Source organism: Denitrificimonas caeni, assembly GCF_905120345.1.
GTDB classification, from domain to species: Bacteria; Pseudomonadota; Gammaproteobacteria; order Pseudomonadales; family Pseudomonadaceae; genus Denitrificimonas; species Denitrificimonas caeni_A.
The window spans coordinates 134,135-159,994 of the sequence record NZ_CAJHOA010000007.1 but is presented as its reverse complement, the minus strand read 5'-3'; the positions used below and the strand labels follow the sequence as shown (position 1 = coordinate 159,994).

At 48.6% G+C, this 25,860-nt stretch carries 24 protein-coding genes; 11 read left to right on the top strand and 13 right to left on the bottom strand.

Annotation, left to right across the window (positions count from 1 at the left end; all coding sequences use genetic code 11):
* Positions 1-18: 18 nt before the first annotated feature.
* Positions 19-459, top strand: coding sequence for a DUF3301 domain-containing protein (locus JYJ62_RS13375; protein WP_205342732.1), 441 nt, complete (start codon positions 19-21; stop codon positions 457-459).
* Between the two features lie 35 nt (positions 460-494).
* Here the strand turns inward: JYJ62_RS13375 and ppx are convergent, their stop codons facing one another.
* Entirely contained in the window at positions 495-1,997 is a 1,503-nt protein-coding gene (gene ppx / locus JYJ62_RS13370; RefSeq protein WP_205342731.1) for an exopolyphosphatase, read from the bottom strand.
* Positions 1,998-2,193: 196 nt separating this feature from the next.
* Here ppx and trxA point away from each other — a divergent pair, with 196 nt between their 5' ends.
* The 4 genes from trxA to JYJ62_RS13350 all read left to right on the top strand — a co-directional run bounded on the left by trxA (position 2,194) and on the right by JYJ62_RS13350 (position 6,603).
* The gene (gene trxA / locus JYJ62_RS13365; protein ID WP_205342730.1) at positions 2,194-2,520 is read left to right on the top strand and encodes a thioredoxin TrxA; all 327 of its coding nucleotides are present in this window, start codon (positions 2,194-2,196) and stop codon (positions 2,518-2,520) included.
* Positions 2,521-2,762: 242 nt separating this feature from the next.
* The gene (gene rho / locus JYJ62_RS13360; protein ID WP_205342729.1) at positions 2,763-4,025 is read left to right on the top strand and encodes a transcription termination factor Rho; all 1,263 of its coding nucleotides are present in this window, start codon (positions 2,763-2,765) and stop codon (positions 4,023-4,025) included.
* Positions 4,026-4,112: 87 nt separating this feature from the next.
* Positions 4,113-5,579 (top strand): 4-hydroxy-3-polyprenylbenzoate decarboxylase, encoded by a 1,467-nt coding sequence (ubiD, locus tag JYJ62_RS13355; protein WP_205342728.1) that lies wholly within the window; start codon positions 4,113-4,115, stop codon positions 5,577-5,579.
* A 49-nt stretch (positions 5,580-5,628) separates the two neighbouring features.
* On the top strand, positions 5,629-6,603 hold the full coding sequence (locus tag JYJ62_RS13350; protein WP_205342727.1) for a 2Fe-2S iron-sulfur cluster-binding protein: 975 nt from the start codon (positions 5,629-5,631) through the stop codon (positions 6,601-6,603).
* A 21-nt stretch (positions 6,604-6,624) separates the two neighbouring features.
* Here JYJ62_RS13350 and JYJ62_RS13345 read toward each other — a convergent pair whose 3' ends face one another.
* Together JYJ62_RS13345 and JYJ62_RS13340 are read right to left on the bottom strand one after the other, a co-directional pair.
* Complete coding sequence (locus JYJ62_RS13345) at positions 6,625-7,146, bottom strand: methylated-DNA--[protein]-cysteine S-methyltransferase (protein WP_205342726.1); 522 nt, start codon at positions 7,144-7,146, stop codon at positions 6,625-6,627.
* 22 nt (positions 7,147-7,168) lie between these two features.
* Positions 7,169-7,804, bottom strand: a complete 636-nt coding sequence (locus tag JYJ62_RS13340) for a TetR/AcrR family transcriptional regulator (RefSeq protein WP_232365798.1) — start codon at positions 7,802-7,804, stop codon at positions 7,169-7,171.
* 143 nt (positions 7,805-7,947) lie between these two features.
* Between JYJ62_RS13340 and JYJ62_RS13335 the strand changes: the two genes are divergently transcribed.
* The 6 genes from JYJ62_RS13335 to JYJ62_RS13310 all read left to right on the top strand — a co-directional run bounded on the left by JYJ62_RS13335 (position 7,948) and on the right by JYJ62_RS13310 (position 12,966).
* Entirely contained in the window at positions 7,948-9,612 is a 1,665-nt protein-coding gene (locus tag JYJ62_RS13335; protein ID WP_205342724.1) for an AMP-binding protein, read from the top strand.
* Positions 9,613-9,630: 18 nt separating this feature from the next.
* Positions 9,631-10,053 (top strand): nuclear transport factor 2 family protein, encoded by a 423-nt coding sequence (locus JYJ62_RS13330; RefSeq protein ID WP_205342723.1) that lies wholly within the window; start codon positions 9,631-9,633, stop codon positions 10,051-10,053.
* A gap of 114 nt (positions 10,054-10,167) precedes the next feature.
* Positions 10,168-10,335, top strand: coding sequence for an oxidoreductase-like domain-containing protein (locus JYJ62_RS13325; RefSeq protein ID WP_205342722.1), 168 nt, complete (start codon positions 10,168-10,170; stop codon positions 10,333-10,335).
* A gap of 29 nt (positions 10,336-10,364) precedes the next feature.
* Entirely contained in the window at positions 10,365-10,628 is a 264-nt protein-coding gene (locus JYJ62_RS13320) for a DksA/TraR family C4-type zinc finger protein (protein WP_205342721.1), read from the top strand.
* Positions 10,629-10,817: 189 nt separating this feature from the next.
* A complete protein-coding gene (gene nhaD, locus JYJ62_RS13315) occupies positions 10,818-12,047 on the top strand; it encodes a sodium:proton antiporter NhaD (RefSeq protein ID WP_232365797.1) in 1,230 nt (409 codons plus the stop codon).
* Between the two features lie 454 nt (positions 12,048-12,501).
* Positions 12,502-12,966: a nitrogen fixation protein NifQ gene (locus JYJ62_RS13310; protein ID WP_205342720.1), complete on the top strand. Its 465-nt coding sequence runs from the start codon at positions 12,502-12,504 to the stop codon at positions 12,964-12,966.
* Positions 12,967-13,024: 58 nt separating this feature from the next.
* On the opposite strand, the gene JYJ62_RS13305 is transcribed toward JYJ62_RS13310, so the two are convergent.
* The 10 genes from JYJ62_RS13305 to JYJ62_RS13260 all read right to left on the bottom strand — a co-directional run bounded on the left by JYJ62_RS13305 (position 13,025) and on the right by JYJ62_RS13260 (position 25,787).
* A complete protein-coding gene (locus tag JYJ62_RS13305) occupies positions 13,025-13,429 on the bottom strand; it encodes a ribonucleotide reductase subunit alpha (protein WP_205342719.1) in 405 nt (134 codons plus the stop codon).
* Between the two features lie 39 nt (positions 13,430-13,468).
* A complete protein-coding gene (gene moaA, locus JYJ62_RS13300; protein ID WP_205342718.1) occupies positions 13,469-14,455 on the bottom strand; it encodes a GTP 3',8-cyclase MoaA in 987 nt (328 codons plus the stop codon).
* Positions 14,456-14,475: 20 nt separating this feature from the next.
* Entirely contained in the window at positions 14,476-15,348 is an 873-nt protein-coding gene (locus JYJ62_RS13295) for a peptidylprolyl isomerase (protein ID WP_205342717.1), read from the bottom strand.
* 13 nt (positions 15,349-15,361) lie between these two features.
* On the bottom strand, positions 15,362-16,042 hold the full coding sequence (gene narI / locus JYJ62_RS13290; protein ID WP_205342716.1) for a respiratory nitrate reductase subunit gamma: 681 nt from the start codon (positions 16,040-16,042) through the stop codon (positions 15,362-15,364).
* Between the two features lie 9 nt (positions 16,043-16,051).
* Complete coding sequence (gene narJ, locus JYJ62_RS13285) at positions 16,052-16,786, bottom strand: nitrate reductase molybdenum cofactor assembly chaperone (RefSeq protein WP_205342715.1); 735 nt, start codon at positions 16,784-16,786, stop codon at positions 16,052-16,054.
* A gap of 2 nt (positions 16,787-16,788) precedes the next feature.
* On the bottom strand, positions 16,789-18,327 hold the full coding sequence (gene narH, locus JYJ62_RS13280) for a nitrate reductase subunit beta (RefSeq protein WP_205342714.1): 1,539 nt from the start codon (positions 18,325-18,327) through the stop codon (positions 16,789-16,791).
* Positions 18,328-18,337: 10 nt separating this feature from the next.
* A complete protein-coding gene (locus tag JYJ62_RS13275) occupies positions 18,338-22,093 on the bottom strand; it encodes a nitrate reductase subunit alpha (RefSeq protein WP_205342713.1) in 3,756 nt (1,251 codons plus the stop codon).
* 82 nt (positions 22,094-22,175) lie between these two features.
* Positions 22,176-23,663 carry an MFS transporter gene (locus JYJ62_RS13270; RefSeq protein ID WP_205342712.1) on the bottom strand — a complete coding sequence of 496 codons (1,488 nt, stop codon included), beginning with the start codon at positions 23,661-23,663 and terminating at the stop codon, positions 22,176-22,178.
* 27 nt (positions 23,664-23,690) lie between these two features.
* Positions 23,691-24,149, bottom strand: coding sequence for a universal stress protein (locus tag JYJ62_RS13265; protein ID WP_205342711.1), 459 nt, complete (start codon positions 24,147-24,149; stop codon positions 23,691-23,693).
* Positions 24,150-24,182: 33 nt separating this feature from the next.
* Positions 24,183-25,787: an antiporter gene (locus JYJ62_RS13260; protein WP_205342710.1), complete on the bottom strand. Its 1,605-nt coding sequence runs from the start codon at positions 25,785-25,787 to the stop codon at positions 24,183-24,185.
* Positions 25,788-25,860: the final 73 nt, after the last annotated feature.

The following is a 25,860-nucleotide window of genomic DNA, read 5'->3' as shown; positions in this document are numbered from 1 at the left end:
ATAATTACGGTGATGCACATGATTACACTGGGAGAGCTATTTGCTTGGCTATTAGTGGCCTTAGCTATCGCATGGCTATGGCGCGGACATGGTGTGCGTGAGCGCGCTTTAAGTTTTGTACGCCAGCATTGTGACAAGCAGCAGGTGCAGTTACTCGACGGTAATGTTGCGTTAAAAGGTTGGCGAATAATCCGCGATGGTAAAGGCCAGAAGCGCTTAGCTCGAGTCTATGGTTTTGAGTTTACCGTGACCAGTCAAGAGCGTCTTGCGGGCACTGTAGCTATGTTTGGCCAGCATTTAGCGCAAATTGAACTGCAGGCCTATCCTATGCCTAGTAGTCGCCATGATGCCCACGGCGCAATTGTTGTAGAAACACAATCTTGTCGCGATATGCCAAATAATAATGTGGTTGACTTGCATCATTGGCAAAATAATAAGCACAGTGGTGATGAACGCTAGAATGTAACGCTGCTCACCACCGTGCGGCTGAAAAACTACTCAGCTTCCAAGGTGAAATCGATACGCTTTAACCAGTCGGCTTCTTTTTCAAAGTCAGCAGCGGTTAATGGGTTGTTCTCCAGCCAGAGCTCTGGGAAACGGATTTGTAAGCTGTTTTCTCCGGCAATCAGTTGTAGATCAGGCACTTCTTGCGAACCACGAATATGGTGTAAAAGAATAGAAAAACGCAGCAGAATACATAAACGTAACAGCTGCTGGCCTTCTTCAGCGAATTCGATAAAACGCTCTTTGGGAATATTACGTCGATGACCGCGCACCAATAGAGCGAGCATTTGTTGGTCTTGTCGTGAGAAACCGGCTAAGTCAGAATGCTCTACTAAATAGGCGCCGTGCTTGTGGTAATGGTAATGGGCAATATCGAGACCCACTTCGTGTACTCGTGCTGCCCAGCTGAGGATGTCGCTGTGCCACTCTTCTTTGAGTTGCCAGGCCTCGGCCACCTGCTCAAGCGCTTGCAAGGCTTTACACTCAACTTTTCTGGCATGCTCAAGATCAACATGGCTACGTTCCATCAGCGCTTGAATTGAGCGCTCACGAACATCCTCATGCTGATGACGGCCCAATAAGTCGTAGAGCACACCTTCACGCAAAGCGCCATCACAAGGCATCATTTGCTCAAGGCCTAACGCATCAAAGATAGCCTCCATAATCGCTAGGCCAGCGGGCAAAATTGCACTACGTTCAGGCTTAACGCCAGCAATATCAATCTTGCTGATATCCGCAATTTTAAGCACTTTACGCTTTAGCCATGTCAGTCCTTGACTGGTGATTTCACCGTTGGTTAGGTTTGCCGCAGCCAATGCTTGGCCAATAGAGCGAATCGTACCTGACGCACCGACGGTATCTTGCCAGCCCATACGGCGTAGGCTTTGCTCAAGCTCCATCAACTCAAGACGGGCGGCTGTATAGGCTTGTGCATAGCGCGAGGGAGTGACTTTGCCGTCTTTAAAGAAGCGCTGGGTAAAGCTCACACAGCCCATCTGTAAACTGCCGCGCAATTGCGATTCAAACTGCTGGCCAATGATAAATTCAGTACTACCACCGCCAATATCAATCACGAGGCGCTTACCTGGAGCATCCGCCAACGTATGAGAAACGCCAAGATAAATAAGACGGGCTTCTTCACGACCGGAAATAACATCAACATCGTGACCTAGAATCTCTTCCGCGCGCTGAATAAACGCTTGCCGGTTGTGCGCAACCCGCAACGAACTGGTCCCGACAATACGGACTGCGCCCTGTGGCAAGCCATTGATCAGCTGGGCGAAACGGCGCAGGCAGTCAAGACCGCGCTCTATGGCGTCATCTTGTAACTCCAGCTCTGCACTGATGCCTGCAGCCAACTGTACCTTTTCGCCAATACGTTCAAGAATACGGATTTCCCGTTGATCCGTTTTGGCCAGCACCATATGGAAGCTATTAGAACCCAGATCAATGGCGGCAATCAGTGGGAAGTGCTTAGGAGCAGAGTTGGGCATACCACTATTCCAAAAAAATAATACAGCTATCCTGCCATGCCATGGCAGATTCGCCAATTTAAATAAGCAACGCAAGGTACAAAGATAAAATAAAAGGAAAATTACTGCAGCGTTATGCAGGGTTACTTTCGTTAAGGGCTAACTCAGGCTATTATTGTTGACACTTTATTTTGCATCCGCGTTACGGAGAGGTTTCATGAGCGATCACATTACCAATATTAGCGATTCGAGTTTTGATCAAGATGTATTGCAAGCTGACGGCCCTGTGCTAGTTGACTACTGGGCGGAGTGGTGCGGTCCTTGCAAAATGATTGCTCCTGTCTTAGAAGATGTTGCCGCTGAGTTTGCTGGCAAAGTTAAAATTTGCAAATTGAATATCGATGATAACCAAGCCACCCCACCAAAATATGGTGTGCGTGGTATCCCAACTTTGATGTTGTTTAAAAACGGCAACGTTGAAGCAACTAAAGTGGGTGCATTATCAAAAAGCCAATTAGTCGCTTTCTTGGAAAGCCACATCTAATTGCAGCGTCAATCGCTCAAATAGGCTGACGTCTAGTCTGTACTTTGTTGATACACATACTAGACGTAAGCCTTTGCAAGTGGTAGATTCCATAAACGTAGCGTCCAAACCGTTACGAAATCTGCGTTGCCGTCGCCGAAATCTTTACGGTTCTGAACAAACAATCGAATGTTCTCCTCGCGGTACGCTTCCCAAGCTAAGTGCTTGCTCATTCCTTCTAAATTATATCATCGTCATTCCCTATGAATCTGACCGAACTAAAACAAAAACCTGTTGCTGAATTGCTAGAACTCGCTGAACAAATGGGCCTCGATAATATGGCTCGTTCACGTAAGCAAGATATTATTTTCTCATTGCTTAAGCGTCATGCGCGCAGTGGTGAAGAAATTTCTGGCGATGGCGTACTTGAAATTCTGCAAGATGGCTTTGGCTTTCTGCGCTCAGCAGACTCGTCTTACCTCGCAGGGCCGGATGATATTTATGTATCACCGAGCCAAATTCGCCGTTTTAACTTAAGAACAGGCGACACCATTATTGGTAAAATTCGCCCACCTAAAGAAGGTGAACGTTATTTTGCATTACTAAAAGTGGACTCGATCAACTTTGATCGTCCAGAGAATGCACGCAATAAAATTCTGTTTGAAAACCTGACGCCGCTATTTCCGACTAAGCGCTTAATGATGGAAATCGGTAATGGCTCGACTGAAGACTTGACCGGACGCGTGATTGATTTGGCTGCACCGATTGGTAAAGGCCAGCGCGGTTTAATTGTTGCACCGCCAAAAGCCGGTAAAACAATTATGCTGCAAAATATTGCCTCCAATATCACGCGTAATAATCCAGAGTGCCACCTTATCGTTTTGCTGATTGATGAGCGCCCTGAAGAAGTGACCGAAATGCAGCGCACCGTGCGCGGCGAAGTGGTTGCTTCAACCTTTGATGAGCCACCTACACGTCACGTACAAGTGGCGGAAATGGTCATCGAAAAAGCCAAGCGTTTGGTTGAGCACAAAAAAGATGTGGTGATTTTGCTCGATTCCATCACCCGTTTAGCGCGTGCTTACAACACTGTTATTCCTAGCTCCGGTAAAGTACTCACCGGTGGTGTGGATGCACACGCACTCGAAAAGCCTAAGCGTTTCTTTGGTGCTGCACGTAATATCGAAGAAGGTGGATCATTAACTATTATCGCTACCGCTCTAGTTGAGACCGGTTCGAAAATGGATGAAGTGATTTACGAAGAGTTTAAAGGTACCGGTAATATGGAGCTGCAACTTGAGCGCCGTATTGCTGAAAAACGCGTGTTCCCTGCGATCAATATCAATCGCTCAGGTACCCGTCGTGAAGAGCTATTAACCAGCGAAGATGAGCTGCAGCGCATGTGGATTTTGCGCAAGTTGTTACATCCTATGGATGAAACTGCAGCTATCGAATTTTTGCTCGATAAACTCAAAGACACAAAAACTAACGAAGAGTTTTTTATGTCGATGAAGCGCAGCAAATAATCTTAGTTTTAGTATCGAAAGCTATGAACGGGTGCCTGCTTGCAGCATAAGCCCCCGTTCAGCGCTTGATCTGCTACGGATACCATCATGCAATATACTGATCTTCGAGACTTCATTCGCGGCCTTGAACAGCGTGGTGAGCTCAAACGCATTCAAGTCCCCGTCTCCCCCGTTTTAGAAATGACAGAAATCTGCGACCGTACTTTGCGTAAAGCTGGACCGGCGCTACTGTTTGAAAATCCTACTGGCTTTTCCATGCCGGTGCTGGGTAACCTCTTTGGTACTCCGCAACGCGTTGCCTTAGGTATGGGCGCTGAGAGTACGTCTGAATTGCGTGAGATTGGTAAGTTGCTCGCAGCCCTTAAAGAACCTGAACCACCAAAAGGCTTTAAGGACGCGTGGAATAAGCTGCCGATGTTTAAAAAAGTCTTGGCGATGGCGCCTAAAGTACGTAAAGACGGAGCCTGCCAAGAAGTCATTATTGAAGGTGAGGATGTCGATTTGACCGCCTTGCCGATCCAGACCTGTTGGCCGGGTGATGCTGCTCCGCTGATTACCTGGGGTTTAACCATCACTAAAGGCCCAAATAAAGAACGACAGAATCTCGGTATTTATCGTCAGCAAGTGTTGGGTCGCAATAAAGTGATTATGCGTTGGCTCAGCCACCGCGGCGGTGCGTTGGATTTCCGGGAATGGTGCCAGAAGTACCCTGATCGTCCCTACCCTGTTGCTGTGGCTTTAGGTGCAGATCCGGCAACTATTTTGGGTGCAGTGACGCCAGTTCCAGACACTTTATCTGAGTATGCCTTTGCCGGCTTACTGCGTGGTTCGCGTACCGAGTTGGTGAAAGCCATTGGCAGTGATTTACAGGTTCCAGCACAAGCCGAAATGATTTTAGAAGGGCATATTTACCCTGGCGAAATGGCTGATGAAGGCCCTTACGGTGATCACACCGGCTATTACAATGAAGTGGATAGCTTCCCAGTCTTTACTGTGGAGCGCATTACCCATCGTAAAAACCCGATTTACCACAGTACTTACACCGGTCGTCCACCGGATGAGCCCGCCATTTTGGGTGTGGCACTCAATGAAGTATTTGTGCCTATCTTGCAAAAGCAATTCCCGGAAATTATTGATTTTTACCTGCCGCCTGAAGGCTGTTCCTACCGGATGGCCGTGGTTAGCATTAAGAAACAATACCCTGGTCATGCCAAGCGCGTGATGCTCGGTGTGTGGAGTTTCTTACGCCAGTTTATGTATACCAAGTTCGTTATTGTGGTGGATGACGATATTAATACGCGTGATTGGAATGATGTGATTTGGGCGATTACCACGCGTATGGACCCCAGTCGCGATACCGTATTAATTGATAATACGCCGATTGATTATCTCGATTTTGCTTCTCCTGTCTCAGGTTTAGGCAGCAAAATGGGCTTGGATGCAACGAACAAGTGGCCAGGTGAAACCTCGCGTGAGTGGGGCACGGTGATCGAGCAAGATCCCGTCATTAAAGCACGAGTTGATGAAATGTGGTCTGAGCTGGGTATTGATTGATGCATTTGAGTCAGAACGATGCAATGCATACAAAGGAAGTAGGTTACGCATGAAAGTGATGTTACAACCGTCAGGGCATGTTATTGAGTTGTTGCCTGGTGAAAAAATTATTGATGCGGCGCGGCGCTTAGGTTTTGATGCGCCACAAAGTTGCCGTAATGGTAATTGTCATATTTGCGCAGCCAACTTAATCAGCGGTAGCGTGCGCCAAGGCGATGATATTTTCCAGTCCGGTGAGTTATTTACCTGCTTGGCGGAACCGTTAAGTGATTGTGAATTGCAGTGGGACGGTGTTCTTGCTGCTCATGAGTTGCCTTTGTGCAAAGTGGCCTGCCAGCTGGTTAGTGTCACGCCCTTGGGTGCTGATGTATTTTCCGTGCATTTGCGTCTGCCCGCTGGCAAAGTCGTACGTTATCATTCTGGTCAGTACTTGTTGCTTGAGCGTGAGAACGGCGAGTCCAGCGCGTTTTCCATCGCTTCTGCCCCGCAGCAAGGCCGCGATTTGGAGTTGCATATTCTCGCCCGTGATAATGTGGCGGTGGATTTACTCAAGTATCTGCAAAAAGAACGTATGGCTCGCGTGCAAATGCCTTTTGGTGATGTGCATTTAGCCGTTGCTGACCCGCGCCCTTTACTGTTGATTGCCGCAGGTACAGGAATGGCGCAAGTGCGCAGCTTAGTTGAGCATTGCCGTGCCACTGGTTTTAGCCAACCGATTCATGTGTATTGGGGCGCCCGAGTGGCTAACGATTTTTATACTCTGCAGGATTTACCGGCGTGGCAGAGTATGAGCAATCTACATTTTCACCAGATCGTCAGTGACGATAGCGGTTGGAATGGACGCGTCGGTCTGCTCTATCAAGCAGTGTGCAGCGATATTCAGCACCTCGGTGACTATCGGGTGATTGTTAGCGGCTCACCAGCGATGGTCTATGGCACTTTTGATGCATTGGTGGCCGCCGGCATGCAACCTGAGCAAATGCACGCGGATGTATTTAGCTACGCGCCACGCGCTGACGCCTAATTTAGTATTAAAGCGCAGCATCTATTGGCCGGCTTGTTGCTCTTTAGCCAGTAACGCGCGCTTACGTTCGACGCCCCAGCGATAACCCGAGATTGCGCCATCGGCACGTAAAATACGATGGCATGGGATCACCAGTGCCAAAGGGTTAGCGGCGCACGCATTAGCCACCGCGCGGACCGCCTTAGGTTTCTGTAACCGCTCGGCAACTTCGCTATAGCTCAAGGTTTGCCCGACTGGAATACTCTGCAACACCGCCCAAACACTTTTCTGAAAGTCACTGCCTTGGATATCCAGAGGGAAATCCAGTGGTGTCTGTGGCGCAGCTAAAAAATCAGTGATCGATTTTAATAAGGGTGCGAGTGCCTGATCGTTTTTGATTAACTGAGCTTTGGGTAAGCGCTGTTGTAAGTCAGCGTACAGTTCTGCTGGCGTATCGCCCAATAAAATAGTGCATACGCCGCGCTCACTGCGGGCTAATAAAATCGTAGCAAAAGGCGTTTTAAAGCTAGAGAACTCAATGATATTTTCTGGTTGCTTCGGCATACAAACTCCTTGTATAAGGCGATTAAACGGTGTTGATGGATGCAGCATGCCCTCTGAACAATACCTCAAAAGCCGCTAAAGTTCGCTCAATAATACGTTGATCAGACACCCCAGCAGGTTGCTGTAAAACATCATGCAGCAGTAATGAGGTGAGACCATGAATATAGGACCAGCTGGCCAGTGCCGCGCTGCGTACCTCTATGCTGTCATGTGGTTGCTGAAGCAAATCTGCAACCATCATTTCCAATCTGGAAAAGGCAAGTTGGCGTGCGCTACTCAGGTGTTCGGGCATGTTTTCAAGCGCTAACTGCGGCCCAAACATCAGTTGATAGAGCGCGGTATTACGGCGTGCAAAACCAAGATAAATTAAACAAAAACCACGCATTTTTTCTGCTATAGACAGCGTCGCACTTTTTTCATTAAGTACCTCTGCCAGCTCTAAGTACCCTTCTGTCGCCAGTTGTGCGAGCAATTCAGCACGATTGCTAAAGTGATGATAAGCCGCAGTAGGTGTGACTCCTAGAGCATTGCAAAGTGCGCGCATTGACAACTTTGCGGCACCCACCTCTTCTAACATTGTGCGTGCGCTAGATAACAGTTGCTCAGCTAAATTGCCTACGTGGTAATGCTGACGAGAATGGCGTTGGTTTATGCTCACAGAAAGCCCCTTAGCCTGCATAAAACGATTTAAGAATAGTTGTATCTTAGCACTGCTTATAATCTTGACAGTGTTAAGATTCAATTATAACCTCAGTAAATAGCTCAGCTGTTAATAACAATAATATTCTGTGGAGTATCAAGATGACGGCAGTTAATCCATGGCTGAAAAGCTATCCAGTCTCTTTACGCGACTATCAAATGCAGGCGGATGTTACGCAAGGCAGTGTGGCTCAGTTTGCCGTACAAGGTGCTAGACAACATCCTGAGCGTCACGCTTTCACTATGGTGTTACCCAACGGCTTACAACAGAGCTTAACGTTTAAGCAGGTGGATGATTTATCCAGTGCTTTTGCGCGCTTTTTAGTCGCGCAAGGTTTACAGCGTGGTGATGTCGTAGCGATCCAGCTGCCCACCAGCTTGCATTATCCCATTGCAGTAATGGGCGCTTGGAAAGCAGGCTTGATCATTACCAATATGAATCCGCTGTACACTGCTCGTGAAGTTGCTCTGCAAATTCAAGATAGCAATGCCAAGCTATTAATTGCTGCAGACCTATTTGCCAACACTGTGAAGCCTGTGGTTGAAGAGTACGGCTTGCAATTGGTGCTGACTTCGATCAGTGATTTTTTTGCCGAACCGTTTGCCAGTGCGATTCGCCAGCATTTAGGTATTCAATTAGAGTTGGCTTCGATTCAGTATCATACTTTTACTGATGCCCTGCACCTCGGTGAGCAGCTACCTGAGGTGCAGCGTGACGCATATCCGATTGCTTTGTATCAATACACCGGCGGCACCACCGGCCGCAGTAAAGGCGCGCCGTTAACTCATGCTAACTTACTGGCCGTGGTAGAAATGGCTCAGGTCTATGTTAATGCCTATGAGATTGCTATAGAGCCTGGTGAGATGATCCTTACAGCACTACCTCTGTACCATATTTTTGCTTTTAACTTTAATTTCTTACTGTTTTTTAAGTTAGGTGCCTGCAATGTATTGGTGCCTAATCCACGGCCTTTAAGCAATCTTAAGCCGGCGTTTGCTCACTTTAAAATAGGCTGGATGACGGGTGTCGACACCTTGTATGCAGGTTTATTGGCTGAGCCTTGGTTTACTGAAACGCCGCTGCACCTTAAGTATGTGGTGTCGGGTGGCACAGCATTAAGGTCCAGTACGGCAACGCAATGGCAGCAGCGCATTTGTCCAATTTTGGAAGGTTATGGTCTGACTGAAACCAGTTGTTTTGTATCGCTTAACCCGCCAACTGATCAGGTCAAATTAGGTTATGTCGGTCTACCCTTGCCTGCTTGTGAGGTGCGTATTGTTGGTGAGGATGGTCAAGACTTAGCCTTTGGCGAGGCCGGCGAGTTAGCGGTACGTGGCCCACACGTGATTACTGAGTACTTAAATCAGCCGCAAGAAAGTCAAGACAGCTTACGTGCTGGCTGGTTCTTTACCGGTGATATGGCGGTGATGGACGAGCAAGGTTTTTTACAAATTGTTGATCGTAAAAAAGATATTATTTTAGTTTCAGGCTTTAATGTTTATCCCAATGAGGTTGAGGGAGTGATTGCTGAGCATCCTGATGTGCTGGAGGTGGCAGTGATTGGTCGACCCGATGACAACACTGGTGAAGCGGTTTACGCTTATATTTGCGTGCGCACTGGCGCGCTCACTGCCGCTGCGATTATCGAACACTGTCGTCAGCAGTTGACCGCTTATAAAGTGCCCAAACACATTGAATTTCGTGAGCAGTTACCGAAGTCGCCGGTTGGCAAAATTTTACGTGCACAACTGCGCCATCCACAATAATAAAAACGAGGCGATCGTATGACATTAGTTACTCAACCGGCAGCAGTTACCCAATCCTTAGCACACTGGCACAGCATGGTGCAGCAAGGTGACTTAACAACATTGTCGAGCATCTTGCATGCGCAGGCGGTGTTTCGCTCTCCTGTCGCACATACGCCTTATTCGGGTGCGCCGGTTGTTACTTTGATTTTAACGACAGTAGCGCAGGTCTTTACTGAGTTTGTCTACTTGCGTGAATTAGCTACTGCAGATGGACTCAGTGTGGTGCTGGAATTTAGCGCTAAAGTGAATGGTAAGCAACTGAAAGGTATTGATATGATTCGTTTCGATGAGACAGGTAAAATTGTTGAATTTGAAGTGATGATTCGTCCGCTCAATGCGTTGCAAGCGCTGGCAGAGGAAATGGCCCAGCGTTTGGCCGCCTACTTACCCAACACATAAACCCTGCTACTTGAGGGCTGCCAAGTCGCTAGCGATTAAGCTAAAATAGCAATGACGCTTGAACTGATCAGTTTCGGCGACTTGTTTTTATCTTGATTGAGGCCGAGAGTGATTATGCGTGAAAAACCAACACCACCAGAAGATTATGAGTGCTGCGAAAGTGCGTGTTCGCCTTGTGTCTGGGATATCTACTACGATGAAATGGATCAATGGCGCGCCGAGCAAGCAGAGTTAAAAAACACTGCAGAGCAGACGGCTAAGGATGCAGATAGCGCTGGATAATGTCACTCCTAAATTGTAAGGAGACTGTTATGGCAACCGGTTGGGCGCATGATGGCGCCGTACAAGAGCAGATTGATAGCACCATTGACGATGCTGTAGAGCGCGTTCGTCAACAGTTGCCGCAAGGGCCGAGTGCTGAGTATTGTCAAAACTGTGATCAGTTGATCGCCGAAGGTCGTCGTCAAGCCATTCCAGGTGTGCAACTCTGCATCGCCTGTCAAACCCTAGAAGATAAGCAGGCTAGCTTTAGCGGTTACAACCGTCGTGGTAGTAAAGACAGCCAGTTACGTTAATTCTGCAGTCTCTCTTGGAGGCTTACTTTACCAAGGATGCAATATGCAGATTGACTGATAATCTAGGCTTATTTGGCTGATGACATCTACTGTATTTATCGACGATGATACTTGATCTTAGCTATAGGTTTTCCCTAGGAAAAAGGACTACACTTTTGCACCTTTTTCATCTGCTCACTGGGGACTAAAATGACAACTGTGCTACTGGTTTTATCGTTCTTGGGCTTTCTATCAATTGTTGCTGAAGATTTTACTAAAATTGATAAGGCCAAAACAACGCTGTTTTTTGGCACGCTGGTTTGGGTGCTGTACTTTATTGCACCGCCCGGTGATCTTAGCACCGAACAATTGATGCATGCGCTGAATGAAAATCTGTTAGAAATTGCCACTCTATGGCTGTTTTTAATGGCAGCAATGACCTTCGTGGCCTATGTGTCGCACAAAGGCGTGATCGATGGCATCGTCAATAAAGTCATGCCTACGCGCATGACTGAGCGTCGACTGATGCTGGTTACCGGTTTATTTGCTTTTGTCTTTTCATCAATGGCCGATAATATTACCGCCACTTTGGTGTGTATTACCGTGTTGCTGAGCTTAAACCTAAGCACTGAGAAACTACTGCGCTACATTGTGTTGGTGGTCTTTGCGGTCAACTCCGGTGGTGCCGCGTTGATTACCGGTGATGTAACAACTTTGATGATTTTTTTAGCCGGTAAAGTAAGAATTGCCGACCTGATTTTACTCAGTGTGCCTGCGTTATTGGCAGTGCTTTTTTTAGCCTTTATCTTGTCGCGTAGCTTAACTGGCGATGTCGTCTTGGTAAAACGCCAGACCGATATTGCCAAAGGTGATCAAATTATCGCTGGACTGTTTCTCGCCACTATTATCGGCACGATTGGCGCTAACGTTGCTTTTGGTATTCCTCCGGTCTTGTCGTTTTTGTTTGGTTTAGCCGTGATGTTTATGGCCGTGCATTTTCTTAACAAAGATGAGGCAGTGCTCGAATATATCCGCAAAATTGAGTTTGATACCCTGCTGTTTTTCTTAGGCGTATTATTGCTCGTCGGCATGTTAAAAGAGCTGCATGTACTGGAGCACTTCCCTACTCTATACGAAAAATTACCGATTGTAATGGCTAACTATTCAGTGGGCTTGTTCTCTGCGTTGATTGATAACGTGCCATTGACTGCTGCCTTGTTGAAATCAGGCATTGAGATGAGCGAAGGGCAATGGCTGACCTTGACCTATTCTGTCGGCGTCGGCGGTTCCTTGTTAGCAATTGGTTCTGCCGCAGGTGTGGTGGCCATGAGTAAAATCTCGGCACTCACATTTGTTGCTTACTTGCGTTATTTTGGTTACTTGCTGTTGGCTTACAGCGTAGGTTTCCTTGGTGTATTTGCGGTTAGCTATTTACTGTAAGCCGTTGCGCTGACGCAGAAATCCGCGACTGAAAGTTGATCGCATTTACTGTCTCAGTCGTGTAACGAGCTGCGTGCTTATGTGTAACGATAACGGGACCTTCGCGGTCCCGTTTTACATCAACCTGTTAATACAGCATGGTTTGCTGCTGGCTCAGGCAGAGTATTCTTCCAAATCCAAGCTGGGAATACATGTAAGTAGACGGCAAAACTACTGCACCTGAGGCTTAATAAAAGTGCTAAAATCGCTATATCTATAAATATATAGCGATTTATTGTTGAGTACAGCCAGATATAAAGACTGCCGGTGTCCAGCATTGAGCGTGATCAGTCTGGCTGCTTTGCGCTGCTGAGAGAGGCTTGTAAAGCTTAGGTTTTGTTTGCAGGTGAGCTGAGCGATGGGTTCGGTGCAGCAAGATACAGTTGCACTGAGGGCAACTGATGGGAGCGGTATAATGGATAGTAAAGCACTCTCTTTTTTAATGTTCAGAGCCGTGCGCGGGGTGATACGCCGTGCGCAAAGCGGTGATTTGCCGTTGTTTGCCTGTACTCTGGGCTTACCTTTTGACCAATATCTAGCCATGATGGCGTATTATTTCCCTGAGCACCTCGCTGATGACGAATGCTCCGAAGCACGTTTTACACTGTTACAAGCCAACATGCCTGCTGATTTTTCTAGGGTACTCGATAAAATTTTAAGCTTATGTGCTGACGCTGAGAATCCGCAGTTGACGCAATGGCTGGCGCACGCAATAGCTTCGGCGGCTTATGGCGAGCAAGCGTTATGGGAGAGCATGGAGTTGGCTAATGCATTGCAATTGCAAGCGTTATTGGCCTGTCGTTTTCCGCAATGGAGCATGCTTAAGTGTGGTGTGATGGGTTGGCAAGCATCGTTACTAGAGCATGCGCCGTATCCCTAGACGCATGCTCAGGCTCACTGCTACCACAGGCAGTGAGCAGAGATTATTGCTGTGTGTTTTAACGGATATCTAAAATGTCCCCAGTGTTGCTGAATGCTAGAAAACTACCAATACCACCGGCCTGAATCGCCTGCACCATCATTTGTAACGGCTGCTCAGCTTGATCGGAGTTTGGTGCGATACCGCCGTGCCCAGACAGACTGCTGACAAACACGACATCCCAGTCTTTCTCCGTCTTCTTCGACTCTTCCAAGAGAGCAGAAAAGCTACTGAGCTCATCCGGACTTTTATCGACACAGACCACAGGGGTTAATGTGCCGCCGAGGCCTTGGGCGAAGTTTTCTTTTTCCAGTTCAGAGGCGTCTTCTGGCAGTTCGGCTTTGGTAAACACAAAGAGCAGCAATTGTGGCTCTGCTTGTGTCTTTGCGGCCTGTAACAAGTCATCATAATTTGCAATAGTCATAGGTGCTCTCTAGAGTTTTGGATGCTGTAGGGCTCGTAATTAACCGCCACTGGTGTTCATAAAACGCACAATTTGTACCTCGCCATCAGAGCTGAAATGGTGTTGCTCAGGCTTGTTGTGTAAGGCTTTATGGATACTGGCCAAGATTGGCTCATCGCTTAATGGGTAACGACGCAGGAGGGCCAGTAAATCCAACGAGTGTTCATTACCTAAGCACAGTAATAATTTTCCTTCGACGGTGAGGCGGATGCGGTTACAGGTGCTGCAAAAGTTATGGCTGTGCGGTGAGATAAAACCAATGCGGGTCTGACTGTAGTCTTTTAAGCGCATATAGCGCGCTGGGCCACCACTGCTTTCGGTGCTATTGAGCATGCTATAACGCTCGGCAATGCTATCGCGCACCTGATCACTACTAAACAGCTCCCGTGCACGGCCGACATGGCCTAAGGGCATCTCTTCAATAAAAGTGATATCCAGTTGGTTCTCAATCGCGTAATCGGTTAGAGCAAGAATCTCATCATCATTGTGGCCTTGAATGACCACACTGTTGATTTTTAAGTTTTTAAAGCCGGCTTGGCGAGCGGCTTGAATGCCATCCAGTACGTGCTGCAAATCACCCACGCGGGTCATGGCTTTAAATTTAGCAGGGCATAGAGAGTCGAGGCTGATGTTGAGGCGTTTAACCCCTGCATCAGCGAGCGGTTGAGCGTACTTAACTAATTGCGAGCCATTGGTGGTCATCACCAGTTCATCTAAACCTGGGATGGCACTGATTTTTTCACACAGACCAATAATACCCTTACGAGTTAACGGCTCACCGCCGGTCAGACGGATTTTACGTACGCCATTGGCAACAAATAACTCAGCACAACGATGAATTTCTTCTAGGGTCAAGATGCGTTGACGGGGTAAGAACGTCATGTCCTCAGCCATACAATAGATGCAGCGAAAATCACAACGATCAGTGACCGATAAACGCACGTAATCTATTTTTCGACCAAAGCCATCTATCAATGTTGACGACATGACGATACTCCTATGGCGAACTATTGCAGAAGCGGCGACGCCGCACCCCGCAAGGTAATGCCCTCGATTGTAGCTTCTCCAGCTAACATTTGCAGGTATTGAGTGACGCTTTTTTGCCAAACGCGCTGGCTCAATTGTGCAGCAATCCGCTCTTTAACCATATGCAAAGGTAGCAGTTCACCCTCGACACGTTGTTCAACCACGACAATGTGAAAACCATAACGTGATTCGATGGGTTGCGTGGCTAAGCCGAGTGGTAAACGTAGCAGCTGACGCTCGAACTCTGGCACCGTCTGCCCTTTCGAGAGTTGCCCTAAGGCGCCTTGTTGTTGCTTCGACGGACAGGCTGAGTGGGTCATTGCCATTGTGGCAAAATCAGCACCGGCTTTGAGTTGCTCAATGATGTTTTGTGCCACTTCCTGCTGAGTACTGCGCTCTAAATCATCCTCAGGGTCGGCAGCGATTAAAATATGTTTTGCTGAGACCAACGGTGGTGTGGTGAAACTACGAGGGTTGTGATTATAGAAGGTTTCCAGCTCGCTATCGCCAATACTTGGGGTACTGATTTCGTGATCGAGTAAACAGCGAATGGTTGCCTCTTCTAGGCTTTCGCTATCTTTTACTGTGACGGTGAGGTTTATTTCTGCGGCACGTTGCTTTAATAGTTCTTGTAAAACCAAAGCCTGTGCAGCAAGAAACACCACCTCGCGCTGCGAGTCAGCGGGGTGGTATTGCATTTCTTGAGCAATCGCAGTGCTGCTGATTTCTACGCCATTGACGCGCACAATCGGTAAGTCCTGATTGCTGGTAGCGATCAACAGAGGCGAGGCACTGGCTGTTACGGCTGCTGGTTGAGCAGCAGCCGTAACTAGAGGGTTAGATGAATGTTGCATAACAATGCACTCCTTAACCTTTTTGACGAACAATTTGGTAGCGACGACCGAGATACCAGATGGGTGCGCTGACAATGTGTACTAAGCGAGTAAATGGGAAGAGCACAAACAAAGTCACGCCAAGGAAGACGTGCAGTTTGTAGATAATGCCTACAGGCGCAATTGCTTGAGCCGCTTTAAGCGGTTGTAGAGTCACAACACTCTGTGCCCAATCACCCAGCATCACCATCACTGAACCATCTAAATGTTGGGTTGAAGCAACAATGGTTAGCAAACCTAGAATCAGCTGCGCCAACAACACAAACAAAATCATAATGTCTGAAGTGCTCGATGTCGCGCGAATGCGTGGGTTATTTAAGCGGCGTTTAATCAACATGATCAAACCGATCAGGCAGAGAACACCGAAAACACCACCGGAGACCATCGCCAGTAATTGTTTGTGTTCGGTACTGATAACATGATGGTAGAGCGCATGGGGTGTTAGCAAGCCAACAAAGTGGCCAGCTAGTACGAAGATAATCCCGACGTGGAACAGATTACTCGCCATGCGCATGCCTTTGCCATCGAGCATTTGGCTCGAGCCTGCGCGCCAGGTGTATTGCGACCAATCGAAGCGTGCCCAGCTACCAATCAAACAGATCGCTAGCGCGATATACGGGTACACGCCAAAAAGTAACAGGTTAAAGTTAGACATAGTGTTCTCCTATACTTTATTAGCAGCGGTAGCGTCATGGCCGAAATCGACCCAATGCAGCGGAACAGCCGATTCTTCACGTGCTTTTTGCGGTGCACTGCTGACACCACAACTTGCAGCTTGATCGCCCGCCATAAAGGTCACCGCTTCTTCTTCCCAGAGCGCATCAAGCGCTTCTAGGCTGTCGTCATACACCTCTTTACTGACTTGCTCGCGCACTTCAGCCACTGCCAGTTCAGGTTCAAAACCGGCAATTTGTAACAGTGCGGTAAAGCAGGCTGCGTAAGGACTCTTCTGTTCCTCTAGGCGAGCAGCCAGTAATGCCAATAAGTGTTCAACATCGGCCAAGCCTGCACGTGCTGTGGGTTCATCACAGTAGGATAAATATTCCAAGTACAGCGGAATATAATCAGGCAACTCTTTGACGCCGATATTGAAACCATCATTTTCATACTGAGCCATCAAGTCGACCATGGCTTGACCGCGGTCCCTTGATTCGCCATGCACATGCTCAAACAACAGCAAAGAAAAATGACGGCCACGATTGAACTGGCTGTGGTAGTTTTCTTGGGTGTCGAGCAGTTCAGTCGTCGTCAATTTATTCAGTAGCGCCTGAACAGCACTACGCTGCTCTGGGCTAATGACGCGTGTAGCGGTAATGGCTGCAGTCAACTCGTCATGAGCGTCAACAACGGCTTGTGCTGGGTAATCTAACAATAGCGAGATAACTTTTAAGATTTGCATACTTAGTCCTCCCACACTTGCACAGTTTTCATAACTTCACGCTTGGTATGCTTTTTACCACCAAACATATTGGCGCTGTCATCGCCGCTGCAGCCACTGCCAAAGCTAAAGCCGCAACCATTGCGTTCAGCAAAGGCATCACTCATGGCCTCTTCACGGTGGGCGGTTGGGATGACAAAGCGGTCCTCGTAATCAGCGATGGCTAAGTAACGGTACATTTCTTCAGCCTGTGCTTGGCTTAGCCCCACATCCTGGAGTGCGGTTAAATCCTCAATGCCATCCACTTGTTGTGCACGCTTATACACACGCATGGCCAAAAGACGCTTAAGCGCTAACTTAACCGGCTTTTCATCACCAGCAGTGAGCAGGTTGGCCAAGTAACGCAAGGGAATACGCAAACTATCCACATCAGGCAGCACACCATTCATGCCGATTTTTCCACTTTCAGCAGCGTTTTGAATCGGTGACAAGGGTGGTACGTACCACACCATAGGTAAGGTGCGGTATTCTGGGTGCAGTGGTAATGCCAGCTTCCAATCAACTGCCAGCTTGTAGACAGGCGATTTTTGCGCCGCAGTAATCACTGAGTCTGCAATGCCGTCTTTGCGTGCTTGGGCGATCACTTTAGGATCATTAGGATCCAAGAACATTGCGAGCTGTTTTGGATACAGGTCGTGCTCGTTGGGGGTGCTAGCCACTTCGTGAATTTTATCGGCGTCATACAGCAATACGCCTAAATAACGAATACGTCCGACACAGGTTTCTGAGCAGACGGTTGGCATGCCTGCTTCAATGCGTGGGTAACAGAAAATACATTTTTCAGATTTTCCACTTTTCCAGTTGTAGTAGATTTTTTTGTATGGGCAACCACTGATGCACATCCGCCAGCCGCGGCACTTATCTTGGTCAATCAAGACGATACCGTCTTCTTCACGCTTATAGATGGCACCACTTGGGCAGGCTGCGGCACAGGTTGGGTTGAGGCAGTGCTCACACAAACGTGGCAAGTACATCATAAAGGTGTTTTCGTATTGGCCGTAAATATCTGCCTGGATATTGTCAAAGTTTTTATCTTTGCGGCGTTTAATGAACTCTCCGCCGAGAATTTCTTCCCAGTTGGGACCCCATTCGATTTTTTCCATACGCTTGCCGGTAATCACCGAGCGTGGACGGGCGGTCGGTTGGTGTGCGACTTCTGGCGCGGTGTGCAGGTGCTGGTAGTCGAAATCAAACGGCTCGTAATAATCGTCAATTTCTGGCAGGTCAGGGTTAGCAAAAATATTCGCTAACACGCGGAATTTACCGCCAATTCTTGGACGAATAGAGCCGTCGCTGTTACGTACCCAGCCACCTTTCCATTTGTTTTGGTTTTCCCAATCTTTCGGATAGCCAATCCCAGGCTTACTTTCGACGTTGTTGAACCACGCGTATTCCATACCTTCACGGCTGGTCCAAACGTTTTTACAGGTGACTGAACAGGTGTGGCATCCAATGCACTTGTCGAGGTTCAGCACCATGGCAACTTGTGAGCGAATCTTCATGGCGTTCTCCTTAAAGATCTTGTGGTAATGGCTGTGGAAGAGCATCGGTATCTGAGCCATCGAGCCAATCGACTTTGCTCATTTTCCGTACCACAACAAATTCATCACGGTTACAACCTACAGTGCCGTAGTAGTTGAAGCCGTAGGATTGTTGCGCGTAAGAACCAATCATGTGAGTGGGTTTTAGCACCACACGAGTGACCGAGTTGTGGTGGCCACCGCGCGTCTTGGTGGTTTCAGAACCGGGGACGTTCACGATACGTTCCTGGGCGTGGTACATCATCACCATGCCTTCTTTAACCCGTTGGCTAACCACTGCACGCGCGGTGAGGGCGCCGTTGGCGTTAAAGCATTCGACCCAATCGTTATCTTCGATACCGGCTTTGCGTGCATCTGTTTCTGACAGCCAAATAATTGGGCCGCCGCGGCTTAAAGTCAGCATCAGTAGGTTGTCGGAATAGGTACTGTGAATGCCCCATTTCTGGTGCGGAGTAATCCAGTTCAAGACGATCTCGGTGTTACCGTTGACGCGCTTACCTTTCACCTGATCAATGGTGCGAGTGTTAATCGGTGGACGGTAGCTCATCAGTTGTTCGCCAAAGGCCTGCATCCACGGGTGATCTTGATAGAACTGCTGACGACCAGTGATGGTGCGCCATGGGATCATCTCGTGCACGTTGGTGTAACAGGCGTTATAACTGACATGCTCATCTTCAAGGCCCGACCAAGTTGGACTGGAGATGATTTTGCGTGGTTGCGCTTGAATGTCTTTAAAGCGAATCGACTCGTGTTCCTTACCGACGGCTAAGTGCGAGTGATCACGACCGGTGAACTCTGAGAGTGCCGCCCAAGCTTTTACCGCTACATGACCGTTGGTTTCCGGCGCCAGTGAGAGCACCACTTCACAGGCATCAATCGCTGAATCAATCTGTGGACGACCTTTACTGATGCCTTCCTCCAGCACTTGATGATTGAGTTGGCCTAAGAACTCGACCTCGGCATCGGTGTTCCAGCTGATACCTTTACCGCCGTTACCTTGGGTGTTGAGTAATGGGCCCAGAGAGGTGAACTTTTTGTAAGTGTTGGGGAAATCGCGCTCAACCACGACCATGTTGGGGGCATTTTTACCCGGTACTAATGGCTCGCCAGAGGTTTTCCAGTCGGTACCGCCGTAGGGCTGCGCCAACTCACCTGGACTGTCGTGCTGTGTTGGAATGGTGACGATATCGTTTTCAACGCCGAGATGACCTTCTGTCAGCTCAGAGAATTTCTTTGCGATGCCTTTGAAAATATCCCAGTCAGTTCTGGATTCCCAGGCGGGATCAATCGCCGCTGATAGCGGGTGAATGAATGGGTGCATATCCGAGGTATTCATATCGTCTTTTTCGTACCAAGTTGCCGTTGGTAAAACGATATCGGAGTACACGCAAGTCGAGGACATGCGGAAGTCTAGCGTGGTCACCAAGTCAACCTTGCCAATCGCTGCTTCTTCAGCCCACTCCACTTCAGTGGGCTTGTAGTCAATGCTGCCAGTGTCTTCGTTCATCACCCCGTGTTTAGGGGTGCCCAGCAAGTATTTGAGCATGTATTCATGCCCTTTACCGGATGAGCCAAGTAGGTTCGAGCGCCAAATAAACATGTTGCGCGGGAAGTTATCTGGATTATCCGGTTGCTCACAAGCAAAACGCAATGAGCCATCTTCGAGGGATTTAACCACGTAGTCTTTTGGATCCATACCGGCCGCTTTGGCTTCACGGCACACGTCTAGCGGGTTGCGATTGAGCTGTGGAGCACTCGGTAACCAACCGCCACGCTCGGCTTGGATGTTGTAATCTAAGGCATGTTTAGGGAACTTAGATCGATCCGCCATGGGCGAAAGAATCTCGTGCATGTCCATGGTTTCATGGCGCCATTGCGAGCTGTGGTTGTAGAAGAAGCTGGTACCGTTCATATGACGTGGTGGACGGCTCCAATCCAAACCAAAGGCTACAGGCAACCAGCCGGTTTGTGGGCGCAGCTTTTCTTGGCCAACGTAGTGTGCCCAACCCCCACCACTTTTACCGACACAACCACACATGATCAGCATATTGATCAGACCACGGTAGTTCATGTCCATGTGGTACCAGTGGTTCATACCGGCACCCACGATAATCATGGATTTACCTTTGGTTTTATCGGCGTTGTCAGCAAACTCACGGGCGACTTGAATCACTTTCTCACGGCTCACGCCGGTAATCGCTTCTTGCCAAGCTGGAGTGCCTGGAATATCCGCTTGATCGTAGCTGCTGGCTACGTTGCCGCCACCCAAGCCACGATCAACTGCTAAACCGGCGGCGCTGATATCAAAGACCGTAGCAACACGCGCTGTAGTGCCATCAGCTAAAGTGATCTCACGGCTAGGAACCCGGCGGAATTGTACGCCTTCGCCTTCAACGTGCTGGAAGTGATCGTGTAAATCGCCGCCAAAGTAAGGGAATGCAACTTCTACCGCATTGCCTTCATCGATCAAGGACAACTGTAGTTCAACATCTTTACCATCGGTGCCTTCACGGGCTTCAATGTTCCATTTGCCCTTCTCATTCCAACGGTAACCGATCGAACCTAGTGGTGAGACGAGTTGATTAGAAAGGCTATCCAGCGCAATGGTTTTCCACTCAGGATTGTTTTCTTGACCAAGATTGCCAGCCAAATCAGACGCACGTAAGAAGCGGGTGGGCTTAAAGCCTGTTTCGAAGTCTTCGAGCATCACCAGCATCGGGAAGTCAGAGTAGCGACGGACATAATCGGTAAAGTACGCACTGGGTTTTTCAAGGTGAAACTCTTTGAAAATCACATGACAAAATGCTTGTGCTAAGGCGGCATCAGTACCTTGTTTTGGGTTGAGCCATAAGTCAGTCAGCTTAGCGACTTCAGCGTAGTCAGGCGTAATTGCAACTGTTTTCGTGCCTTTGTAACGCACTTCGGTAAAGAAGTGTGCATCTGGGGTACGTGTTTGTGGCACGTTAGAGCCCCAAGCAATAATGTAGTTGGAGTTGTACCAGTCAGCCGACTCAGGCACGTCAGTTTGCTCACCCCACACCATCGGTGAGGCCGGTGGCAAGTCACAGTACCAGTCATAGAAACTTAAGCACACACCACCCATCAGGGATAGGTAACGTGAACCCGCTGCGTAGCTGATCATCGACATTGCCGGAATCGGTGAGAAACCTACCACGCGGTCAGGACCGTAAGCCTTGGTGGTGTACACGTTAGCCGCCGCGATGATTTCATTGACTTCATCCCAGTTGGAACGAATAAAACCACCTAAACCACGTTTGCTTTTGTACGATTTGGCTTTGACGGGGTCTTCAACAATGCTCTGCCACGCATCGACAGGTGCTAAAGATTTACGCGCGTCGCGCCACAGCTTCAGTAAGGATTTACGCACTTTCGGGTATTTGACCCGGTTCGCACTGTAGATGTACCAACTATAACTAGCACCACGTGGACAGCCGCGAGGCTCATGGTTAGGTAGGTCAGGGCGGGTACGCGGATAGTCAGTCTGTTGGGTTTCCCAAGTGATGAGCCCATTTTTGACATAGATCTTCCATGAGCATGAACCCGTGCAGTTCACCCCATGCGTGGAACGAACGATCTTGTCATACTGCCAGCGCGCGCGATAACCGTCTTCCCATTCACGGGATTCTTTCCGGGTTTCGCCATGGCCGTCAGCAAATTCACCTTGTTTTCTTTTTAAAAAATGCAGTTGGTCTAAGATGCGACTCATAGTTTTTATCCTCTTGAAAAGCTGCTGTGCAGTGAAGCTTGGCAGCTGATTGCACGCATATGTCTGTAGAAAAAGAGCGTCATTACTTACCTGCCTGCTGGTCAGCTGCGAGCGCAAGATCTACTGATGAAACAATGTATTCTTCGGCAAAGGCGCCCTCGGGCTCTTTCAGCCAGAAAAAGCAGACGATAAAGCTCAGTAGTGCGCCGGCAGCGATAATGAAGAAGAATTGTGAGGGTGTTACAAAGGTGTACAGGGTCAGATAGAACACAGCTCCGACGTTACCGTAGGCGCCTGCCATACCTGAGATTTGTCCAGTGATACGGCGCTTGATGGAAGGAATAATGCCGAACGTTGCGCCTTCTGCGCCTTGTACAAATACTGAGCATAAAATGGTGACTGCGACGGCCACGAATAACGGCCAAGTGCCACCCATTAAGCCCATTAAGGCAAAGCCGATAGCGATACCAATCATGTACGCCAGCATCACGAAACGGCGGTTACCAAAGCGGTCAGACACCAGCCCACCAATGGGGCGGGCAATTAAGTTTACAAAGGCAAACGAGGCGGCGATCATGCCCGCGGTGGTAGGTGTTAGCCCCCAGGTCATTTCAAAGAACATCGGCAGCATTGATACCACCGCCAGCTCTGCGCCAAAGTTGGCAAAGTAGGTGGAGTTCAGAGCAGCGACTGAGTTGAAGTGATACTTGTCATCCTCAGGCACACCTTTACGCAAAATGGGTAAATTGACCTTGAATATCTGGATAATTTGGTAGATGACGATGAAGGCAATCACCGCATGGCAGACCCACGCCCATTGCGCGTCGAGGTAGCCCATTTTTTCAATGCGCCAGACCAGTACTGATAAAATACCGACCATCGGGATGGTCCAAAGGATCAGTTTGATCATATCGGCCCATGTACTGACTTCCATCGCGCTAACTTTACGCGGCTTATGATGCACTGAGCCGACGGGACCATCGGTGATTGCAAACCAGTAATAGACACCATACATGGCCATCAGAATTGCGGTTGACGCAATGGCGTAGCGCCAGCCATCATCACCACCGAAGACGTTCAAAGCAATCATGGGTAGAGTCATGGCTGCGGCGGCAGAACCAAAGTTACCCCAGCCCGCGTAAAAACCTTCGGCAAAGCCAATATCACGTGGCTTAAACCACATGGCGGTCATATGAATGCCCACCACAAAGCTGGCGCCAATTGAGCTGAGTACCAAGCGCGAGACCAGCAGTTGTGTCCGTGTTTCACCAAAGGCAAAGGTGATCGCTGGAATTGCCATGCTGACCATCAGTATGGAGAAGACGCGGCGTGGACCCCATTTATCCAAGCCCATGCCGACGAGGATGCGCGCCGGAATGGTCAGCGCCACGTTGGCAATAGCAAACAGACGCAAATCATCACTGCTCAACCAACCCACGCTTTTCAGCATGCTGGTCGCCAGTGGCGCCATATTGAACCAAACAAAGAAGCAGATATAAAACGCAATCCACGTCAAATGCAGGGCTTTGATCTCTGGTCTTTTGTAGTGGAATAAATCAGACACTTTCATGTTAACGCTCCGTCATCCATTGCGTGTTTATTGACATGATTGAATCAATACTGGGCAGGGTGCGCGTCGCGTCAGGAACGAACTGACATCGCCAAAGGTCATGAAGTTAAATTCCTCAACCCACGCATCCAAAGTTTTACCAATGATGTTGCTGTCGGCTTTTTCACTGTGTCGAGCAAGGACTAACAGGTCAGGCTGCTTGTTCTTTACGGCCTGCAAAATCATTTTTCGCGGATCACCTTCAGCAATCATGACTTCCGTGCTGATACCCAGCTCGTTTAAGGTTTGTGCGGCTTCACGGACGCCTTCGGAAAAATCATATTTGTACTCCAGATAGCGATCTTCATTGACGCCACTGGATCCCAATACATCTTCAACCACGCCCACCAAGGTGATTTTTGGTTTTAGCGCAGCAAACATCTGCAAGGTTTTTTCCAAAGCATGTTTAGCGTTTGTTGAATTGTCGTAAGCAATCATGATGTTCATCAGAAACTCCCAATATTCACATAAGCACGCTGTTTAAGGATTCTTCACGTAGGCATCTTTACGTAGGTAGAACCACCAGTTGAGGACTAAACACAGCGCGTAAAACACCGCAAAGCCATACATCGCAACTTCTGGTGTGCCCGCTTTAATTTGTTCACCGATGACGACCGGTGCCACAAAGGAGCCGTAGGCGGCAATCGCTGAAGTCCAGCCTAAAACCGGTCCGGCTTGTTCGCGGTTATAAATCACCCCAATGGTGCGGAAAGTTGAACCGTTACCAATGCCAGAGGCGGCAAAGAGAATTAAGAACAAGCTAATAAAGGCGAAAAAAAAGCTTTCAGGCTGTACTGAGCTGTAGGCCAGTTGCAGGATGTAACCCAAGGCAACAGAGGCGACAACCATGATCAGAGTGATAATTTGCGTAACTAAAGAGCCACCAACTTTGTCTGAAATCCAGCCGCCAATCGGACGGGTCAGCGCGCCAAGGAAAGGTCCAATCCAAGCATAAGTTAGAGCGCTCGGTGCATTGGGATTGACCACGCGGCTGATGGTGCCGTCAGCGGCCACTTCGTTCATGTAGCCAAAGATCACCGTGATCGATAAGGGCAAGGCCATTGAGAAGCCGATAAACGAGCCAAAGGTCAGAATGTAAAGCACACTCATGGACCAGGTGTGTTTATCCGTAAAGATCGCAAACTGACGTTTAATATTGGGTTTGATACTGCCGGGAATCAGGCGTAGCAAGCCTAGCGTGCTCAACATGATCAGCGGCATGGCCAACCACATATTCAATACGCCCAAACCCATTGGCTTGGGTAAGTAGAGATAAAGACCAATCACTGAAGTGATAAAGCTAATGCCGTATAAACCGAACACCTTACTGAACGCACCGAGCACTGAGCCGGGCTCTGGCGTAATGGGCAGTAAGTTGTTCATGCCGAACCAGCTCACGCCAATCAACGGAATCAGGAACACCAACCAAATCCAACCAGCATTTTGAATCCAAGTGTCGGAGCCTGCAGGGATACGACCAATCAGCGTGCCGCTGTCCTTCATCAGCTCCATCGAGCCACCACCCAACGCACCAAAGATCCCCATGGTCATTACTAAAGGAATGACGATTTGCATGGTGGTCACACCGAAGTTACCTAAACCAGCGTTTAAGCCCAATGCTAAGCCCTGCTGGCTTTTCGGGAAAAAACCGCTGATGTTGCTCATTGAGCAGGCAAATTTACCGCCACCAATCCCCGAGAGCAGTGCCAACAGCTGAAACACCCATAACGGTGTGTTGGTGTCTTGTAAGGCCATCCCAGTGCCAAAGGCTGGGATCATCAACAAAATAGTGGTGAGCACAATGGTGTTACGTCCGCCGGCAATGCGGATCATAAATGAGGCGGGAATACGAAAAGTTGCACCTGCCAAACCAGAAATAGCAGTTAAAGTGAACAACTCAACTGGGGTAAAAGGAAAGCCTAAGTTGAGCATCTGAACGGTAATAATTCCCCACATCAGCCAGATAGCGAAGCCAAGCAGTAAGTTTGGAATCGATAACCAAAGGTTGCGGTTGGCGATTTTTTTACCAGTCGACTCCCAGAACTCGGGGTCTTCCACGTCCCACTTTTCGATATTGTTGCTCATGATATGATGCTCCCAGACACACGTGTTGCAAAAAGGACAACTCTGTTCTGGGCTGAACTCTAGGAGAACGCTG

Excerpts from the sequence above, each read along its gene's own strand:
- JYJ62_RS13375 (WP_205342732.1), top strand. The coding sequence starts at position 19 with ATGATTACACTGGGAGAGCTATTTGCTTGGCTATTAGTGGCCTTAGCT.
- ppx (WP_205342731.1), bottom strand. The coding sequence starts at position 1,997 with ATGCCCAACTCTGCTCCTAAGCACTTCCCACTGATTGCCGCCATTGAT.
- trxA (WP_205342730.1), top strand. The coding sequence starts at position 2,194 with ATGAGCGATCACATTACCAATATTAGCGATTCGAGTTTTGATCAAGAT.
- rho (WP_205342729.1), top strand. The coding sequence starts at position 2,763 with ATGAATCTGACCGAACTAAAACAAAAACCTGTTGCTGAATTGCTAGAA.
- ubiD (WP_205342728.1), top strand. The coding sequence starts at position 4,113 with ATGCAATATACTGATCTTCGAGACTTCATTCGCGGCCTTGAACAGCGT.
- JYJ62_RS13350 (WP_205342727.1), top strand. The coding sequence starts at position 5,629 with ATGAAAGTGATGTTACAACCGTCAGGGCATGTTATTGAGTTGTTGCCT.
- JYJ62_RS13345 (WP_205342726.1), bottom strand. The coding sequence starts at position 7,146 with ATGCCGAAGCAACCAGAAAATATCATTGAGTTCTCTAGCTTTAAAACG.
- JYJ62_RS13335 (WP_205342724.1), top strand. The coding sequence starts at position 7,948 with ATGACGGCAGTTAATCCATGGCTGAAAAGCTATCCAGTCTCTTTACGC.
- JYJ62_RS13330 (WP_205342723.1), top strand. The coding sequence starts at position 9,631 with ATGACATTAGTTACTCAACCGGCAGCAGTTACCCAATCCTTAGCACAC.
- JYJ62_RS13325 (WP_205342722.1), top strand. The coding sequence starts at position 10,168 with ATGCGTGAAAAACCAACACCACCAGAAGATTATGAGTGCTGCGAAAGT.
- JYJ62_RS13320 (WP_205342721.1), top strand. The coding sequence starts at position 10,365 with ATGGCAACCGGTTGGGCGCATGATGGCGCCGTACAAGAGCAGATTGAT.
- nhaD (WP_232365797.1), top strand. The coding sequence starts at position 10,818 with ATGACAACTGTGCTACTGGTTTTATCGTTCTTGGGCTTTCTATCAATT.
- JYJ62_RS13310 (WP_205342720.1), top strand. The coding sequence starts at position 12,502 with ATGGATAGTAAAGCACTCTCTTTTTTAATGTTCAGAGCCGTGCGCGGG.
- JYJ62_RS13305 (WP_205342719.1), bottom strand. The coding sequence starts at position 13,429 with ATGACTATTGCAAATTATGATGACTTGTTACAGGCCGCAAAGACACAA.
- moaA (WP_205342718.1), bottom strand. The coding sequence starts at position 14,455 with ATGTCGTCAACATTGATAGATGGCTTTGGTCGAAAAATAGATTACGTG.
- JYJ62_RS13295 (WP_205342717.1), bottom strand. The coding sequence starts at position 15,348 with ATGCAACATTCATCTAACCCTCTAGTTACGGCTGCTGCTCAACCAGCA.
- narI (WP_205342716.1), bottom strand. The coding sequence starts at position 16,042 with ATGTCTAACTTTAACCTGTTACTTTTTGGCGTGTACCCGTATATCGCG.
- narJ (WP_205342715.1), bottom strand. The coding sequence starts at position 16,786 with ATGCAAATCTTAAAAGTTATCTCGCTATTGTTAGATTACCCAGCACAA.
- narH (WP_205342714.1), bottom strand. The coding sequence starts at position 18,327 with ATGAAGATTCGCTCACAAGTTGCCATGGTGCTGAACCTCGACAAGTGC.
- JYJ62_RS13275 (WP_205342713.1), bottom strand. The coding sequence starts at position 22,093 with ATGAGTCGCATCTTAGACCAACTGCATTTTTTAAAAAGAAAACAAGGT.
- JYJ62_RS13270 (WP_205342712.1), bottom strand. The coding sequence starts at position 23,663 with ATGAAAGTGTCTGATTTATTCCACTACAAAAGACCAGAGATCAAAGCC.
- JYJ62_RS13265 (WP_205342711.1), bottom strand. The coding sequence starts at position 24,149 with ATGAACATCATGATTGCTTACGACAATTCAACAAACGCTAAACATGCT.
- JYJ62_RS13260 (WP_205342710.1), bottom strand. The coding sequence starts at position 25,787 with ATGAGCAACAATATCGAAAAGTGGGACGTGGAAGACCCCGAGTTCTGG.